Here is a 16492-nt window from a genome sequence, read left to right as displayed (position 1 = left end):
AAAAAAGGGGCTTTTGCCCCTAATCCATAGTCTCCTAAGATCACACGACCAGACCCTGGCCTACTTTATAGATGTCCCCCGCTCCCAGGGTTAGCACCAAATCCTGAGGCGCGATTGTCTCCGCCACATAGGTTTTAATGGCATCGAGGGTGGAGAAATAGCGGACCTGAATCCCTTGCTTTTGAATAAGCTCCGCCAGGACTGTGGCTGAGATGGTGTGAAGGTTTTGCTCGCGGGCTGAAGCGAAGATCTCGGCAATCACTACTTCATCGGCTGAACCAAATGCTAGGGAGAATTCTTCCAAAAGCTTTTCCGTGCGCGTGAAGGTATGGGGCTGGAATATAGCCCGGATGCGCCGATCCGGATAGGACAGGCGCGCGCCTTCCAAAGTGGTGCGGATTTCTGTCGGGTGATGGGCATAGTCATCAACGATGAGCGCTCCATCCCGATTACCGATGTGTTCAAAACGGCGCTTAGTGCCGTTAAATTGAGACAGGCTGGTAATAATCTGCGTCAGCGGGATTCCTATTTCCCGGCAGAGAGCAATTGCGGCCAAGGCATTTAAGATGTTATGCTTTCCGGCCACATGCAGTTCAAGAGTTCCAACAAAACTATCATCAATCATTACCTTCAGCGAGCTTCCCTGATCGTGAAACATGATATCGGTCGCTCTTATATCTGCGTCCGCGGCGAAGCCGAAAGTTGTAATTGGTGCCTTGCTCTTGATGGTTGCGCGGTTAGGGTCTTCGGCCCATAAAAAGATGCGGCCTGTAGGCGGTACTTTTGCGGCAAACTCGGTAAAAGCTGTAATAACATCACTTAAGTCACTGAAATAGTCCGGATGATCAAACTCAATGTTGGTGATGATCAGATATTCAGGGGAATAATTGAGAAAATGGCGGCGGTACTCACACGATTCTGCCAGGAAAAACTCCCCGTGTCCGGAATAGGCGTTCCCACCGATGCTGGGGACATCGCTCCCGACGACAATTGTGGGATCAATTCCTGCCTGGAGCAAGATGAGTCCGATCATGGCGGTAGTGGTTGTCTTGCCGTGAGTGCCGGCAACCGCTATCCCGCGTTTTTTAGACATAAGACGTCCCAAATACTGAGGGTAGGAAAGCACAGGGATCTTCAGCTCCAAAGCCCGCGCGATTTCAGGATGCTCTTTGGTGTAGGCGGCTGAAGCGACAACTAGATCAGCTTTGGCCACATTCTCCGGGGAGAAACTTAAAACCGGGATTTGCGCCCGTTCTAATACTGCATCCGTAAAAAACCGTTCTTCCACATCAGAACCGGAAATCGAGGCTCCTTCAATTTTGGCGCTCACTTGAGCCAGGGCACTCATGCCTGTTCCTTTGATTCCTACAAAATGAATATGTAATGGCAAAGCGGATCTTCCCTTCTTAAGTTGCAATGCTTGCTATTAACCCTACCCTACATTATAACCAATGTCGCGCAGAAAAGTATCATTATTATACCAGGAAATTTGCGCCAGTATTTTGCACTGGACAAGGGAATTCGACCGTTCACACCGCAGTTTTTGCAATTGGCGGAAAATTCATTAAAATACCTCGGGGAAAAAGTATAATGTTAACAGGAGGAGTTTACACAGAAAGCAGGGTTGAAAATGGGAACTTGCGTAAGTGCGGTGCTTCAGGATGAAATGGGCTTCTATGACGGATACCAGCGTGACGGCATTATGCTCGATAGATTTATCAGTTATTCCCGGATCGAGTCTGCTCTGCTGGAATATCCAAGTGTCCTCGAAGCGGGAGTGGCTGCCGAGTGCCGCTACCGTCAGCAGCCGCTGCTCAAAGTATTTTTGGCGTTGGAGCCTGATGCCGGAGAAGTCGGTGGAAATTCCAATTTAGATGAAGGAACTAACTTTGCCGGGTTTAACCTTACTGAGTTCAGTCGAGGGGTTCAGGATTATCTGCGCCAGAAGTTCAACTTGGGTTTGGCGCTTGCGATTAACGTAGGAATCCGGGAAAAGCTGCCCATGACCAGATCAGGTAAAATTCTGCGCAATGTCCTGAGTGAGTGGGAGTAAGATCCGGACTGAATTTTATAATCTGAAATAGCTGATTTCACCGCTCCCGCCGCTCATACCCGGTAATCATGGCCTGCAAGCGGCTTAAGTCTTCCGTGAAACTCAGATAGACATGCACCAGGATCGTGGCGCTAAAATATATCGCTGTAGCATACTTGACCCAGCGCACGGCCTGCCATCCTCCTAGCAGACGCCATACCCACACCAAGTGCTCATCCATGAAGTAAGAAGCTATCCCCAGTAAGCTTGCCACAGCAAAGACAACAAACCAAGAAAAGAAAATAATCTTCTGGCCGCTGTTGTATTTTCCCCCCGGAGGCAGGGAATCACGTAGGAAAAAGTAATAAGCAAGTACTCCCAGGAATCCCTTGAAGTCCGATAGTTTAGGTACTAGGGAAGCATCTTTGCGTACGATAGCGTCAACGAGCCGTAGAGCAGCAAAGGCGAGGGAGAGCCAGGCGAAAGTCATATGCACCTCAAACACTCTGCCATAATTAAAGGCCAAGAATGTGAACGGGCTGTGCAGTTCAAATCCGGTCAGAATTATCATTACCAAGCCTAAAGCAAAGCCCCAATGAAAAATTCTTACGGTTAAGGGTTGGAAAGGGATCACTTGATCCGCTATCTGACTCTTTCTTAATTCTTTGAACACCTGCTTCCGCGGGTATTGACTTTGCTTCGGTTTGTGCAAAAAATCGCCGTACATACATTTGCCTCTATTCTACAGTTTAATCTATGTGAAATGGACAGCCTGCAGAGATAACACATTCCTATAGAAACAAAAAGCCTTGCGATGGAGGAAAATTAAACAAGGGCTATACCTCAATATCTAGGGAACGTACTTTGTTCCCTTCCAAAAGATGAACAGTACAAGAGAAGCACGGGTCTAAGGAGCGGATTAAACGTCCTCCTTCTATTAACTCGTCAGTAAGGGAAGTAAGCCCGAGCAGGATGCTCTCGCCGACACTGCGCTTGCCTTTGTCATCGCGTGAACTGAAATTCCAGGCTGACGGGGTAACGATTTGGTAGTTCTTGATCCGTCCGTTCTCGACCTTGATCCAATGCCCGAGTGCGCCACGCATGGCTTCAAAGTGCCCAACTCCGGTGCCGGATTCTTGCCCTTTTGCAGTATTAAGGGTTTCTGCACCCGGATGCAGTTGTGTTAGCCAGAGCATTGCCGCTTCGGCTATTTTTTTCGTTTCTATAGTGCGCGCCCACAAGCGGGCAATTGCCCCATAGCCTATTACTTTTTCTTTGCCGATAAGGAGGCGAGCCAGCGGGCCCGTTTCCATAGCTTCTCCCCGGTAGCGTGGAGCTTTAATCCAAGAATACCCTTTAGGCTGTCCCCGATCTGGGACCGTTGTTTCCTCAGAGGGATGTATTGGGCCGGTCTGCTTATACCAAGCAGTAGTGACATCTTCTGTGACCAGTCCTTCATCATACTCTGTGCGCAACGACCCATTTAAGATTACACCTTGAGGAAAGAGGGTGTTGCCATCAAGCCCGTTAAAGCCCCCGACTGAAAGATAATTTCCGTTTCCGCGCCCAAGGTCAACATATTCCGGATAACGTTCGGCAATTAACTCCACATCCGGGATCATGACATCATTAATAAAGTCTAGAATCTCAACCAAAAAACCGCGATAGCGGTTGATCCTCTCAGTATTAATATCCATTGTTACTCCTCCGGGCACAATTCCATGACCGTGCGGGGCTTTGCCGCCAAAGACGCCAAAGGCGGCATGGCCCAGGCGGGAGATGTCGATTGCCTTGAAATAATGCTCAGTCATGCGCTTATCCTCCTGCTGACTGAGGCGGAAGTCTCCGTCCAGGTGAGGAGTAAAAGGGGCGATATCCGGACCCTTAAAATAGTCCGGCATAGCCATTAAGTAAAGATGGCGGATGTGGTTTTGAATAAAATCCCCGACCACGATTAGGTTGCGCAGGAGTATGCCGTTCGGAGGCACTTGCATGGCGAGAGCTTGTTCAACGGCGAAACTGGCAGCCATCGCGTGGGCGGAAGAACAGATGCCGCAGATGCGCTGAGTGTAGTAAGGCATGTCAACTGCGGGACGTCCGATTAGGATTTCTTCAAAGCCGCGATATAGGGTGTCGGAAATGAAAGCATCTTTTATGACCCCGTTGTCGAGCCAGACCTCAATCAGCATCGGATTGTGAATACGGGTAAACGGGAAAATGGTTTTCTTTTCCAGAGAAGGTCACTCCCAAAGTTAGCAGTCATGAGTGATCATTTTCTATGCATCACTTGCGTTTTAAATGGTAAATATGAAATTCTTTCGCCTTGACAACGGTTGGGCGATGTTTAGCTTTAGCTGTTGATTTAATCAGGTTCTTGTGCAGTCTCCCTTTATAAAGGGAAACTGCTAAGTGCCCGGTGATCGCTGCCGAAGTTACTCCGAGCACCCCGAGCCCGATGCTATTGGTAGCAACTTTGGTGCCGCCGGGAAATGGGATGTCCGGTAAATGTGAAGTGAACGGTTCCATTTGGTCAGTATAGCCGGGTTCCGTACATCCGATGCAGGGGGAGTTGCACCCTACCGGCCAGTTTATATGGTCATTCCAGGCGCGTATAGGGCAGTCGGCGTAAGTGACGGGCCCTTTACAGCCTACGCGGAAGAGACATTCTTTTTGCCCGATGTCGGTGGCAAAAATCCCTTGGTCATAATAGCGCCGCCGTTCACAGTTGTTATGAATCGTTTCCCCGTAAAACATCTTGGGACGCCCAAACTTGTCGAGATCCGGTTCGCCGTAAAGGGCCAAGTGAAATAGTGTTCCCATGGTCCAATCGGGGTGGGCCGGACAGCCGGAGACGTTAATAACCCGTCTCTCCGGCAGAATATCTTGGACACCGGTTGAACGAGTAGGGTTGGGATAAGCGGCTACAGGTCCGCCAAAGGTAGCACAGCTTCCAATTGCCACCACATACTTTGCTTTCAGGCCGATACGCCGGACCAATTCCAGTCCGGTGATTAATTTGCCGTCTTCTAGGCCCACGTGATTATAGTGGCCTTGATCACGGTGAATCATGGTACCTTGGACAATAAGAATGTATTCATAAGGGTTTTTGGCATAGGTATCCAAAAGCACCTGGTAAGCCTGCTTCCCTTGGCTTTGCATTATGGTCCAATCATAGCGCCAGTCAATAAGGTTCGTCAGGATATCGGCAAATGTCGGTGACCAAATATTATCGAGCGAAATGCTGTCTCCGGTACAAGTTCCGGTTTCAATCATAACGACAGGAATCTTCTTGACTTCCCCTTGGGCGAGAGCCTTGCGCAAGGGAGGAGTAACCAAATTTATAAAATTGCCCAGGACAGCGCCCTTGAGCACTAAACCTAAAAACTCCCTGCGGCTTAACAAGCAGATCCTCCTTTAGGCCGTTGCAGACTGTATATGATGCCTTGCGTTAAGCACATAACACGGTCTTCTGAGAACTTAGTCTGTCCGAAAATACAAGAAAAAACTCGTGGCCAACTTTCTATCTAAGTATCGTGGAATAATATGGTAGTAGGAATCCCGTCGCTAATTTGACTTAAAGAGCGGAAGTCAATGAGCCAAGCAGAAATGTATTCGTTCGGCAGGAATCCTGCGGTGTACGTTGCAAAAATGTATGCTGTGGTGACAAGAGAACGGATTACGGGTAATGTAGGCAAGCGAAGTCTTAGACAGAAGGAGTGAACCGAATGCATCGCATAGTTAATTATGTCCCAATTTACACCCCTTATCCACCCTATGTGCGTTATTATCCTCTCAGCTATCGTGGTGGGTATGAGCCCGAGGCTTGGGAAAGATTCGAAGAGCAATTTGAACCGCGCTGGCTTAGGGAACAACAAGCGCGTTTGGGCATCAAGCCAGGCCGTGAGCCTCTGTGGTGGGAACTCTATGAGGAGCAGTTTGAGCCCCCGTGGCTCCAGCGTATGGAACGGAGGCTTGGAATTCCTCAGCCTTTCGATCCCCGCTATGATCTTCCCCGTTTATTTTAGGTCTTAAATGAGAATAGGACTAGGTTGGCATCATGGTCAACCTAGTCCTATTCTGTCGGTTAAGCTACAGTTTGGAGCAAACTTGGACCAGTTCTCCAATCGTCTTTTTGTTATTCATAAACGAATACACTATTCATAGTTGAATAGTGGTTAAGGCCAGCTATTGCTATAATGCGAAAACTCGGATGCTATTCAATATTGAATACTTAGACAATGATTAAATCCTCCCAATTAGCGTAAAAAGGCAGACGGTATACGCTTTTCTGAATATTGGCATTATCCTTGCATATGTAACTGAATAATCGCACTATTACACTGAAAATGAGGAGGAGAAAACTATGGGCAAGTATCAACCGAAAGATTCGTTTGAATCTCCGCGTTTTTGCGGTCCGCGCACATTTATGCGGCTTCCTTACATTGAACAGCTTGACAGTGACATGGATTTTGTAATCACCGGGATTCCCTTTGACACAGGGCAGTCTTTCCGCACGGGAGCGAGGTTCGGCCCGGAAGCTATCCGGGATTTTTCCATCTTGCTTCGCCCCTATAATCCGGAACAGGACATTAATGTTTTTGATTATGTTTCAGGAGTGGATTATGGGGATCTTCCGGTTGTCCCCGGATATATCACAGCTACGTATGACAAGATTGTGGAGAATCTCTATCCTGTGGTGGAAAAGGGGATAATCCCGGTTGTACTTGGCGGGGACCACGCAATCACCCTGGGGGAATTGCGTGCCATTGCCAAAAAGCATGGGCCTGTCGCCCTCATTCATTTCGACGCTCATGCTGATACCTGGGACAGTTATTTCGGACAGAAATACAATCACGGGACTCCGTTTAGGCGCGCTGCTGAGGAAGGGCTGCTGGACATCAAGCGCTCGATTCAAGTTGGAATGCGCGGCGGGCTTTACGGGCCGCAGGACCTGCAAGTTTCACGCGATTTGGGTTTTGAGGTGTGGAGCACGAATCAGTTTAAGAAAGCCGGCGTGGAGCGCATGATCGAGACGATCCGCACCAGGGTGGGAAGCGGGCCGGTATTCTTTTCCTTTGACATTGATTTTCTGGACCCTGCCTATGCGCCGGGAACCGGGACGCCTGAGGTGGCTGGTGCCAGCATTGATGATGCTTTGGCGCTGGTGCGTGGCTTAAAAAGCCTGGATTTCGTTGGGTTCGATTTGGTGGAGGTCTTGCCTGCGTATGATCACGGTCAAATAACCGCCGCCGCTGCTGCCACTATCGTGTATGAATTTCTCACTTTGCAAGCTCTCGGGAAAAGGGAGCGAAGCGAGGGCTCGAGAATAGGAATCGCTTTTGACAAATCCGCAAGCCACACCTTGGCAATGGTTGACTGAAGGCAAAAAATAGCCCTCGGAAGATAATCCAAGAGCGTACCTAAAATTAAAAGGGGGGTATAAAAATGAATAAATAGCACGTGTACATCAGTTCACATGTAGAAAAAGTAAACAAAAGGAGGGAATGAGAATGCGCGGGTTGGATTTTGCGGTAATTATTTTATACTTTATCGTCATGATAGGAGCCGGCGTAATAGGGTCTATGAGAGTTAAAAGCCGCGATGATTATTTGTTAGCGGGGCGACGCTTGAATTATGGGATGTTCGTTCCGGCTCTGGCGGCTGTAATTTTAGGTGGTGCCTCGACCCTGGGCACAGCTAAACTCGGCTATAAATTCGGAATTTCTGGGATATGGTTAGTGGTGATGTTAGGGTCAGGGATTATAGGTTTAGGGCTGTTAATGACCTCTAAAATGTCTAACTTAAAGGTGCTTAGTATCAGCGAGATGTTAGAAAAACGCTATGATTCCAAATCCCGTTACATTAGTGCCATGGTGATGATTGTTTACACAACCATGGTTGCCGTTACCCAGGTTGTCGGGATGGGTTCGGTAATTGCCAGTTTCATGGGTTGGGATCCCAAAATGTCAATGTTTGTAGGCGGCTTGATCGTTCTTATCTACTCATTCGTAGGGGGTATGTGGTCGATTACCCTTACAGATGTCATTCAGTTTTGGGTTATGACGATTGGCCTTTTCGTTTTAATGGTGCCAAAAGCGCTTGGGGCTGTCGGTGGTTTTGCGGTACTCAGTCAGAAATTGCCGGAGAGCTACTTTAATCTCACGAGTATCGGTTACAAGACTATTTTGGCCTATTTCCTCCTATTCTTTTTAGGTTTGCTGATTGGGCAGGACGTGTGGCAACGGGTTTTTACGGCTAAGAGTGGGAAAGTTGCAAAATATGGTTCGGTATTGGCAGGGGCTTATTCTATTCTATATGCTCTGGGCGGGGCTTTAGTGGGGATGGCCGCGGTAATCTTACTGCCAAACCTGGCAGATCCTCAACGGGCCTTTCCAGAGCTGGCATTAAAATTACTCTCGCCGGGAGTTTCCGGGTTGGTTCTCGCAGGGCTGTTGTCGGCCTTGATGTCTACTGCCAGCGGCACATTAATTGCGTCTACTACCCTGTTTGTAAATGATATCTATATTCCACTTGTTAATCCTCAAGCGAATGACAGGCAGTTAGTCAAAGTATCGCGGATTGCAACCTTTGTTTTGGGATTGTTGCTCATTGCTATATCAATCTGGTTACAGGATGTATTGGTGGCCTTAGATGTAGCTTATGCCATTTTGTCAGGCTCAGTGTTGGTACCTGTGGTGGCTGGTTTTTTCTGGAAGCGTGCCACTGCTCAAGCTACTTTCTGGTCAATCGTTATCAGTGCAGCGGTCGTTATTGCTGGATTGGGAATCCAGGGTATTAGTTCTACCGACCCCATAATCTACGGCATTGCTGTCAGCTTGGTGACATTGGTCGTCGGAAGTTTCCTTACAAAACCTATCTCGGCAGAGCAAATGCAGGAGTGGCAAAACAGGCTGTCGCAAAACCAGGGCCTTTAACAAGTATCAGAGATAATTGGATTGAATTGAGACCTAGACATGGAATGAACAAAAAAAGCCCTTCCGTGGCAGAATAACATAACTGCTATGGGAGGGATGTTTTTTAAGCAGAGCAAGAGTTGCCCATAATGTGATAGCCACAGTGAGCGGGAGTATTGCCGAAAACCTCACAAATTTTGAGGTTCGCTGATCCACTAATTCGTCTCTTTCCGCTGAGAATTGTCGGTGCGGACGGTTAATCTTTTTATGTTTTTTGTCTGCTACCCTGTTCTAAGTTTTCTGTAGTATGCTTGTACTATCATCAGAATTATATTGATCTTTAATTATATTAGTTCTGTCAGTGCCAGCTTTCTGTGGCAAAAATGCCCGTTTGATTTTCAGGCTGCTGCCGGTGGGAGCTGTTTAAACTGCGGCAGTGCATGCGGGGACGCGGTAATGGAAAAGGGTGAAAAGACCGTGACAGAAGCGACTTGGGATTGGAAAGAGATCCTTGATTCGATTAACAACCATGTGGTCATTACCGACGGGAACGGGATTGTCCTTTATGCTAATGAAGCAGTGGATGAAATGTACGCTTCCCGTCAGGATATTATCGGGCGCTCAGTTGATGAGCTCGAGCGTGACAAAATCTTCAACCCGTCTATAAGTAAAATAGTGCTGCAAACACAAGCCAGGCAAAGCTTAATTCAGGAGACCCTGTCCGGAATCAAGCTTTTGGTAACAGCCAGCCCCATTTTTGACGAAAACGGAGATGTTCGCTTTGTTGTCAGCTATTCCCATGACGTAACTGAGTTGATGCACCTTAGGGAATATGCCAATATCATGGAAGAAAAAGTGAAGAAAGTCCAGAGCGAACTACTGGAACTTAAGAGCAGGGAGAAGGACGGAATCATTGCCTCCAGCTCTGAGATGAAACGGGCTCTGGCTTCCGCGCAGAGAATTGCTGAAGTCGATGCTGCCGTCTTGCTTACGGGAGAATCAGGGGTAGGGAAAAACCTGATCGCGAGGTTTATCCACAGCCACAGCAAGCGCAAAAACGGCCCGATAATCGAGATTAACTGTGGAAGTATACCGGAAAACCTCCTGGAATCAGAATTATTCGGGTATGTGGCTGGCTCTTTTTCCGGTGCCAGCCCGCAGGGAAAGAAAGGACTGGTGGAAGCTGCTGAGGGAGGTACCCTTTTTCTCGATGAAGTGGGAGATCTACCCTTGAACTTGCAAGTAAAGCTCTTAACCCTAAGCCAGGAGAAAAAGTTTTTCCCTATCGGAAGCACGAAAGCCAAACAGGTGGATTTTCGTTTGATCGCTGCTACGAATATGGACTTAAGCGAGGCTGTGAGAACAGGAAGATTCAGGCAGGATCTCTACTTCCGTTTGTCCGTTGTTCCAATCTACATTCCGCCCTTGCGCGAGCGGTCGGAAGATTTGCTGCAAATGATCATGAAGTTTATACAGCGTTTTAACACGATGTACTTTCAAGATAAAAGGCTGAGTGAACAGGCACTTGATATTCTGCTTAAATATCCCTGGCCTGGAAATGTGCGCGAGCTCGAAAATATGATAGAGCGCCTGGTGCTGACAGTAGAAAATCAAGTTATCCGTGCAGAAGATTTGCCCCCTGAAATTTCAGTCCAATCAACGGCGGCCGCTGTTGAAGGGAAAACCTTGCGCGAGATGCTTGACGAATTCGAAGGCAGCCTCATCCGCAGAGTCTATGAGAAGTATCCCAGCACGGTCAAACTGGCTGAGTATTTGGGTATAAGCCAGCCCACGGCAGTGCGCAAGCTGAAGAAATACAAGATGGGGTAAAAAATCTAAACTTTAGTTGACGAAAATCTAAAAATCAAGTAAAATAACATTCGTCTAATAATGCCGATGTGGCTCAGAGGTAGAGCAGCTCACTCGTAATGAGCAGGTCGTCGGTTCGATTCCGACCATCGGCTCCATTGGAACCTTACTCCCGCAAGTGATTGCGGGTTTTCGTTTTTTATGGAAAAGGTAAAAAAGCTAAATTGGTGCCCATTTGGTGCCCAAATGTGCTAAGCGGTGCTTTTCACCACCATACATTACCTAAAAGAAATCCTCAGAAAGTGTTCTGAGGATTTTGATGCTAGGCAAGATTTCTTTTTGGAAAAGCAATGATTTTGGCTTTTGGGGTTTCTGATGGTTCAGGCGGTGGAGGTGTTTCGGATGCCTTGGGAGTTTGCAAGGCGTTTTCAATTGCATCCATTGCTTCATCTTTCATACTTGCGTAAACGTGGCCATATAATCGATGAGGAGTAGCAGGATCCGAATGGCCGGCCCGGCGTGCTATCTCAATGTCAGGCACTTTATTTGCAATCATAATTGTGATATTCGTATGACGAAGGTCATGAAAGCGGATTCTCGGGAGTTTATTTTCCGATAAAAATTCCGGAAACCAACTGGATATAGTATCCGGATGCATAGGCTTACCATCATCCTGGCAGAAAATTAGATCATTATCGTTATAATCCTTGCCCAAAGTATCTTTAAATTCTTGTTGTTTAGCTTGATGTTGGCGTATAGCATCCAAAACTATATCAGGTACTTTAATGTCACGTTTCCCCTTTTTACTTTTGGTTGTTCCTTTAATGAAAATTCCTTTTTCCTTTGTATACTGAACAGTCTGCCTTATTCTTAGGATATTGTTCTCCCAGTCAATATCCTGCCAACGTAGTCCAAGGATTTCACCACGACGGTTGCCGCCATAAACAGCGACCAGTAGAATGGCATATTTATTAATTGGTTCGTTTTCTCTCGCACAGTCTAACATTTTGATTGCTTGTTCGGGCTCGTAAAAGGATGCAATATCTGAGTCCGGACGTTTTGGCCTTTCAACAAAGTCTGACGGGTTTTCACGGATGAGCCGCCATTTTACCGCTGTTTTTAAAGCTTTGTGAATAATGCAGTGGTGCTTAAATACGGTCGGTTCTGCCAGCCCTCCTGGCTTACCATCCTTTCTTCCTTCCGTCCGTAAATAGTTATAATACCTTTGTAACTGAAGGGGCATAAGCTTGTCCAATGGAATTGGACCAAGTTGCGGAATTGTATGATTCTCAAACATTTTCTCATAAAACTCATAGGTTCGGTCTGCGACATTATCCTTGGCATACTCTTTAAGCCAAAGCAACAAAAATTCCCCGAAGTTCATTTTGGTGGACTTAACATAGGCTCCGGCTTCAAGCTCAGTTATCAGTCGTGCGAGTTCTTTATCAGCTTCACGTCCTCCTCCGTGAAATGCCTTTTTAATTCTTTTTCGTTTACCCTCTGAATCTCGGCCACTTTCAATTATGATTGTGTAGCGGTCTTTGCCTTTTTTTTCAATGTGCCCTGAATACATATACATGCCTCCACACTGGGGCTCTAAAAAGCAAAAACCCCGCACCTCTCCCTAAGAATACTAAGGAGAATATGCGGGGCTCTGAAGGCCCTCTAAAAATTGTTTGGCGCTCTGGCTCTCTGGCCGATCCGGATACTGGCGCTGGTGCTCTGGCGCTCTTTTAATTTTAATTGTATAAAATTTGTTCCTATATTGCAATAATTTTTTCTGATGCAGAGTTCTTTTGATAGTTGGAAACCATTTTTTGAGTTTCCGATTGCCTATCAAAGATACAATGTTTTTGTTTTCCCTGGGACATATAAACACATTGAAGATTTTCATCGTGGTCAAAATGGTAATAAAAAATTGCTTTATTACCGTCATCGAGTGTGCATTTCATTTCAGAAACTAATCCTTGGTTTCCCTTGTAGAAATTTACATATTCATAGTTAGGAAGTTTTGCATTTTCCAATAGATTATAAGGTGTAACCAGAGGACTATGAAGAAGTTTGTAAATTTTTTCGATATATTCTTTCATTTTGGTATCCCTCCTTGGAAGATATTTATATGTTCAGAAAGTCTTCTAAAACCTTCTCAACATATTCCACAATTTCAGGTAATTTCTGATTAGCTATTTCGAAATCATCAATACTCCAAGAACTTCTATTTGCTCCAATTTCAAAATTAAGAAAATGACTAAAATATATAGCTAAAAAACCACCGTTATTTTGTCCTCTATTTTTTATCCAAGAAAACCGATTATTTTGAAATAGAGGGCATTCTTTTAGATTATCTGCTTTCTGGTCAATATTATACTTAGTGATCCTTTATTGTAACATCTATATCCTTCTTTTTACTAGAGAAATATTTGTCAGGACGCTTAATATCAGAATCCTTGTTTTCAGTTAGATTTATCACTTTTAATGCTTCTTCTCTGTTTATCTGAAGTATTTTTTGAATTTCAATAATCTTTTCTTCGCGGATTTTCTCTTCTTCCTGCTTCTTTTTTATAATTGCCGTAGTAAGGTATACGTCACCAATTATTTTCCCGGTTCCTCGCTCACTTGCCTGGCCGATATCTAATTGACTTAGTTCCTTATTACCATCCGAAGGATCTGGACTATCATAAATGATATCAGTCTCATTAAGATTTTTGATAATTTCGCTTTCTTGAATTTCAATTTTATATGTATTCCAAAGATTTTCCAAACCTAGGTGCCAATGAGAAACAATCTGACCAATGTTATCAGATGCTTTTGATACCAATTCCTCAGGGATAATACGCAAAATTCTCCCTATGAATTGAGTATAGGGTAACGGATTTCTAAATGGTCTAAATATAGCAGCAATAGACAGGAATTCGTGATCATAACCTTCACCTAACATAGAAACATTTACAACTACTTTTACCCGGTGATTTTTAATATCATTTTTGGCCTGGTCAATTACTTCTTCGCTTAATTTGCTGTGGATTAAGGCAGTTCTATAGCCTTTCCTTTCATAAATATCTTTAATTTCTTCAGCATGGCTAATACTACAAGCTGTGGCAATGATTTTATGGGGTACAGTATTATCTAATAGCTTTGCTTCAAGTAATTTTATACTTTCGTCAACGACTTTTTCTGAACATTCGGTGGAGTAAGCCACCGATCTACTCACCCAGTCCTCGTCTTTTAGATTCATTTGATAAATTTGATTTACTGTGTATGTCTTGGCTTTGTCATTTTCAATCGTTAAAAATAACTCCTCAGGGATATAATTAAGATTTTCCAGGCTTTTAACAAACCCTTTTGCCATTGCCTGACTCAATTTATATTTGTACACTAACTCCCCAGCAATTTCTCTTTTATCAGTGCGTATTGGGGTACCTGTTACTTTTACAACCTTTGCAGCAGCGAAGTGGTAAATGGTTTCAACCCAAGTTCTGGCTACTGAATGATGTGCTTCATCAATAATAATCATGTCAAAAAAATCGGAGGGTAAAAAATTTAGTGGAGAAGAATCAAGTCTGCTTTGTAGTTTTTGAACATTCAATACAACAATGTTTGCAACTATCAATACTTCAATAGGTGTCCTACTTCCTTCAAATTCTACCAATGTCGGCAGATCCTTTGGCCTATCAAACACCTTTCTTTTAAGCCAAAAGTTATCAGGTATGTCAGGGTTTAAAGCATCTACTACTGTATCCTTAATTGTGATCTGAGGAGTAATTATAAGAACTCTGCCTTGGCTAATATTATATGGAAGCAATGCCATTAGACCGGTTTTTCCTACTCCTGTTGGTAAAACGATTACAGCATGAGTGGTTTTTTTCTGAATGATAAAATGTTCATATACATGAGAATAGCCTTGTACTTGGGGTTCTCGCAGGTCAGCATTTCCATAAATATTTGGGTCTGATTCAATAAAATAATTGGGGTTATAAGCAAAAACCATAATTTATCTCCCTTACAAACAGATTTGACCGGGTCCCAAATGGTTCTCTCTACGTATCAAGACCGATGATATATCCAGCCATGGATCACCTCCCTCCATACCCCACGACCGTCTCCCTTGCCGCAAGCGGCATGGTGAATGGTAAACATGTCACCAACTGCTTGTCCCACATACGCCCAGGGGCCTGTCAAGAAGGTTGCGCATATCTTTCAGCAGCATCAGAGAGCTCTTTCTTCAGGCTATAAATGTCGTCCACACTTTCGATCAAGTGCTTGATACCTTTCTTTGTCTCATCAGCTATGATAATGGATTTTTGGTTTGCGTTGAATTGCAGACGACAAATCCACTTTCTTATGTTGTTATCAAGTAAAATTCCAAAGTAAGACTCGGTGTCTTTTGATGAGACGCGGCTTACAGGGATTATTTCCCGTAAAATTGATCGGACGATGAAATAGCCTTCCAACTCTTCCTCAGTAGTCTGAATTTTTGAGGGCTGCTCTTGATTTGCTACTTCTTGTTCCGATGTTTCATCCGAAGTAATCTCACTGGATGGGGCTTCTAAAGCCGTTTTGATACGTTCGTTCATTAGCTCATTCACAAATTGGTTCAATGATTTTTTTACAACCTCCCGAAATTTGTCAATGACGTTTTGGGTTTTGCGCCCAGGATAAACTTCACCTAGAATATAGGAGACAAATTCATCGGATGGATTCAGGAGCTGTTGGGACATAAACTGCTTAATTTGATTGGTGTATTTAAGTTCGGATGCAGTATTAAAGATTGTTTCCACATCGAAGTTTTGACGTTGAAATTTCTTTAGTTCTGGAACCAAGTTTTCCTTAATGTCCAGAAGGTTGAATTCGAGAAATGGCTTTTCATCCATCTTATTTTGTTCGTCCAGGTCAGTATAGAACCTATAAATGATGCCATTGGTCAGTATTGCGAACTTGGCAGGGGTGGTTCCAAAATAACGGAATAGCTGGGAGTCATGTTTCTGGAGATTCTCCCCACACCATTTTGTCTCGATCAAAATCATGGGTTTGCCGTCGAACACGATGGCATAATCCACCTTTTCGCCTTTTTTGATGCCGACATCAGCCGTAAATTCAGGGATAAACTCAGCTGGGTTAAAAACATCGTATCCGAGCAATTGAAAAAAAGGCATGATAATCGAGGTCTTCGTCGCTTCCTCAGTGCCAATGTGCTGCTGAAGCTGCTCCGCCCGTTTCGAGAACTGTTTAATCTGATCAATGAAGTCCATGCGTGTCCCCTTCTTTCGTAAGATTCGGAAAAAGCAAGTCATTTTATCAGCCTTATCATCTCCCAGGGCACTCCCATCCTCGCCGCAAATTGCTCTAACGTCTCACCTTCCTCTGGATCAGCGTCACCAGCTAGGAGCTCGACCGCAAACCGGTTGGCCTCGTATTCAACTTTTGATTCCATCAGAGTATGTTCGCTAGTAAAGAAATAACCGACTCCAGCCGGGGAAAGAGTATAATGCCCAAGCTCGTGGGCCAGAACTACACGCTGCAAACGTTCCGGCAACTCAGAGTTTAGGCCGACCATCTTGTGAGCGCCGATTTCAATGACCATTCCCTTGACTTTGCGGAACGGATAATAGAAAACCTGGATACCCATCTCTTTAGCTAGGGTAAAGGGGTCCTGAGTGCTGTACTCATCGACTAGTTCGCGAACCGCGCGCTGTATATAGTGCATTGTGTCCACCTCAGTTGTAAGAATAGTCGAATA

Annotated in this window: 14 protein-coding genes and 1 tRNA gene; 6 read left to right on the top strand and 9 right to left on the bottom strand. The window is 45.1% G+C overall.

Annotated features, from left to right (window positions below):
- Window positions 1-40: 40 nt before the first annotated feature.
- Window positions 41-1390 carry a UDP-N-acetylmuramate--L-alanine ligase gene (murC, locus tag ACYQ2N_RS07725; protein ID WP_459998599.1) on the bottom strand — a complete coding sequence of 450 codons (1350 nt, stop codon included), beginning with the start codon at window positions 1388-1390 and terminating at the stop codon, window positions 41-43.
- 240 nt (window positions 1391-1630) lie between these two features.
- Here murC and ACYQ2N_RS07720 point away from each other — a divergent pair, with 240 nt between their 5' ends.
- Window positions 1631-2053, top strand: a complete 423-nt coding sequence (locus ACYQ2N_RS07720; RefSeq protein ID WP_459998598.1) for an AMP-binding enzyme — start codon at window positions 1631-1633, stop codon at window positions 2051-2053.
- 37 nt (window positions 2054-2090) lie between these two features.
- On the opposite strand, the gene ACYQ2N_RS07715 is transcribed toward ACYQ2N_RS07720, so the two are convergent.
- The 3 genes from ACYQ2N_RS07715 to ACYQ2N_RS07705 all read right to left on the bottom strand — a co-directional run bounded on the left by ACYQ2N_RS07715 (window position 2091) and on the right by ACYQ2N_RS07705 (window position 5434).
- Window positions 2091-2759 (bottom strand): cytochrome b/b6 domain-containing protein, encoded by a 669-nt coding sequence (locus tag ACYQ2N_RS07715; protein WP_459998596.1) that lies wholly within the window; start codon window positions 2757-2759, stop codon window positions 2091-2093.
- A gap of 109 nt (window positions 2760-2868) precedes the next feature.
- On the bottom strand, window positions 2869-4221 hold the full coding sequence (locus ACYQ2N_RS07710; RefSeq protein ID WP_459998595.1) for a nickel-dependent hydrogenase large subunit: 1353 nt from the start codon (window positions 4219-4221) through the stop codon (window positions 2869-2871).
- A gap of 94 nt (window positions 4222-4315) precedes the next feature.
- Window positions 4316-5434 carry a hydrogenase small subunit gene (locus ACYQ2N_RS07705; protein WP_459998593.1) on the bottom strand — a complete coding sequence of 373 codons (1119 nt, stop codon included), beginning with the start codon at window positions 5432-5434 and terminating at the stop codon, window positions 4316-4318.
- A 323-nt stretch (window positions 5435-5757) separates the two neighbouring features.
- On the opposite strand from ACYQ2N_RS07705, the gene ACYQ2N_RS07700 reads away from it, so the two are divergent.
- The 5 genes from ACYQ2N_RS07700 (at window position 5758) to ACYQ2N_RS07680 (ending at window position 10913) form a co-directional block, all read left to right on the top strand.
- Window positions 5758-6057 (top strand): hypothetical protein, encoded by a 300-nt coding sequence (locus ACYQ2N_RS07700; protein WP_459998591.1) that lies wholly within the window; start codon window positions 5758-5760, stop codon window positions 6055-6057.
- A gap of 338 nt (window positions 6058-6395) precedes the next feature.
- The gene (gene speB / locus ACYQ2N_RS07695) at window positions 6396-7412 is read left to right on the top strand and encodes an agmatinase (RefSeq protein ID WP_459998590.1); all 1017 of its coding nucleotides are present in this window, start codon (window positions 6396-6398) and stop codon (window positions 7410-7412) included.
- A 130-nt stretch (window positions 7413-7542) separates the two neighbouring features.
- Window positions 7543-8967: a sodium:solute symporter family protein gene (locus ACYQ2N_RS07690; protein WP_459998588.1), complete on the top strand. Its 1425-nt coding sequence runs from the start codon at window positions 7543-7545 to the stop codon at window positions 8965-8967.
- A gap of 435 nt (window positions 8968-9402) precedes the next feature.
- Window positions 9403-10776, top strand: a complete 1374-nt coding sequence (locus ACYQ2N_RS07685) for a sigma-54 interaction domain-containing protein (protein ID WP_459998587.1) — start codon at window positions 9403-9405, stop codon at window positions 10774-10776.
- A 62-nt stretch (window positions 10777-10838) separates the two neighbouring features.
- Window positions 10839-10913: transfer RNA gene (locus tag ACYQ2N_RS07680), tRNA-Thr, on the top strand.
- Window positions 10914-11077: 164 nt separating this feature from the next.
- Here the strand turns inward: ACYQ2N_RS07680 and ACYQ2N_RS07675 are convergent.
- The 5 genes from ACYQ2N_RS07675 to ACYQ2N_RS07655 all read right to left on the bottom strand — a co-directional run bounded on the left by ACYQ2N_RS07675 (window position 11078) and on the right by ACYQ2N_RS07655 (window position 16459).
- Window positions 11078-12328, bottom strand: coding sequence for a tyrosine-type recombinase/integrase (locus ACYQ2N_RS07675; protein ID WP_459998586.1), 1251 nt, complete (start codon window positions 12326-12328; stop codon window positions 11078-11080).
- Between the two features lie 187 nt (window positions 12329-12515).
- Window positions 12516-12845: a hypothetical protein gene (locus ACYQ2N_RS07670; RefSeq protein WP_459998585.1), complete on the bottom strand. Its 330-nt coding sequence runs from the start codon at window positions 12843-12845 to the stop codon at window positions 12516-12518.
- Between the two features lie 278 nt (window positions 12846-13123).
- On the bottom strand, window positions 13124-14743 hold the full coding sequence (locus tag ACYQ2N_RS07665) for a DEAD/DEAH box helicase (RefSeq protein ID WP_459998584.1): 1620 nt from the start codon (window positions 14741-14743) through the stop codon (window positions 13124-13126).
- Between the two features lie 187 nt (window positions 14744-14930).
- Window positions 14931-16004: a type I restriction endonuclease gene (locus ACYQ2N_RS07660; RefSeq protein ID WP_459998582.1), complete on the bottom strand. Its 1074-nt coding sequence runs from the start codon at window positions 16002-16004 to the stop codon at window positions 14931-14933.
- A 38-nt stretch (window positions 16005-16042) separates the two neighbouring features.
- Complete coding sequence (locus ACYQ2N_RS07655) at window positions 16043-16459, bottom strand: ImmA/IrrE family metallo-endopeptidase (RefSeq protein ID WP_459998580.1); 417 nt, start codon at window positions 16457-16459, stop codon at window positions 16043-16045.
- Between the last annotated feature and the right edge of the window lie 33 nt (window positions 16460-16492).

It is taken from the genome of Paradesulfitobacterium aromaticivorans (genome assembly GCF_054657415.1).
This window is presented reverse-complemented; position numbering and strand designations above follow the sequence as displayed.

Excerpts from the sequence above, each read along its gene's own strand:
- ACYQ2N_RS07655 (WP_459998580.1), bottom strand. The coding sequence starts at position 16,459 with ATGCACTATATACAGCGCGCGGTTCGCGAACTAGTCGATGAGTACAGC.
- ACYQ2N_RS07720 (WP_459998598.1), top strand. The coding sequence starts at position 1,631 with ATGGGAACTTGCGTAAGTGCGGTGCTTCAGGATGAAATGGGCTTCTAT.
- ACYQ2N_RS07700 (WP_459998591.1), top strand. The coding sequence starts at position 5,758 with ATGCATCGCATAGTTAATTATGTCCCAATTTACACCCCTTATCCACCC.
- ACYQ2N_RS07670 (WP_459998585.1), bottom strand. The coding sequence starts at position 12,845 with ATGAAAGAATATATCGAAAAAATTTACAAACTTCTTCATAGTCCTCTG.
- speB (WP_459998590.1), top strand. The coding sequence starts at position 6,396 with ATGGGCAAGTATCAACCGAAAGATTCGTTTGAATCTCCGCGTTTTTGC.
- ACYQ2N_RS07685 (WP_459998587.1), top strand. The coding sequence starts at position 9,403 with ATGGAAAAGGGTGAAAAGACCGTGACAGAAGCGACTTGGGATTGGAAA.
- ACYQ2N_RS07690 (WP_459998588.1), top strand. The coding sequence starts at position 7,543 with ATGCGCGGGTTGGATTTTGCGGTAATTATTTTATACTTTATCGTCATG.
- ACYQ2N_RS07710 (WP_459998595.1), bottom strand. The coding sequence starts at position 4,221 with ATGCTGATTGAGGTCTGGCTCGACAACGGGGTCATAAAAGATGCTTTC.
- ACYQ2N_RS07665 (WP_459998584.1), bottom strand. The coding sequence starts at position 14,743 with ATGGTTTTTGCTTATAACCCCAATTATTTTATTGAATCAGACCCAAAT.
- ACYQ2N_RS07675 (WP_459998586.1), bottom strand. The coding sequence starts at position 12,328 with ATGTATTCAGGGCACATTGAAAAAAAAGGCAAAGACCGCTACACAATC.
- ACYQ2N_RS07660 (WP_459998582.1), bottom strand. The coding sequence starts at position 16,004 with ATGGACTTCATTGATCAGATTAAACAGTTCTCGAAACGGGCGGAGCAG.
- ACYQ2N_RS07715 (WP_459998596.1), bottom strand. The coding sequence starts at position 2,759 with ATGTACGGCGATTTTTTGCACAAACCGAAGCAAAGTCAATACCCGCGG.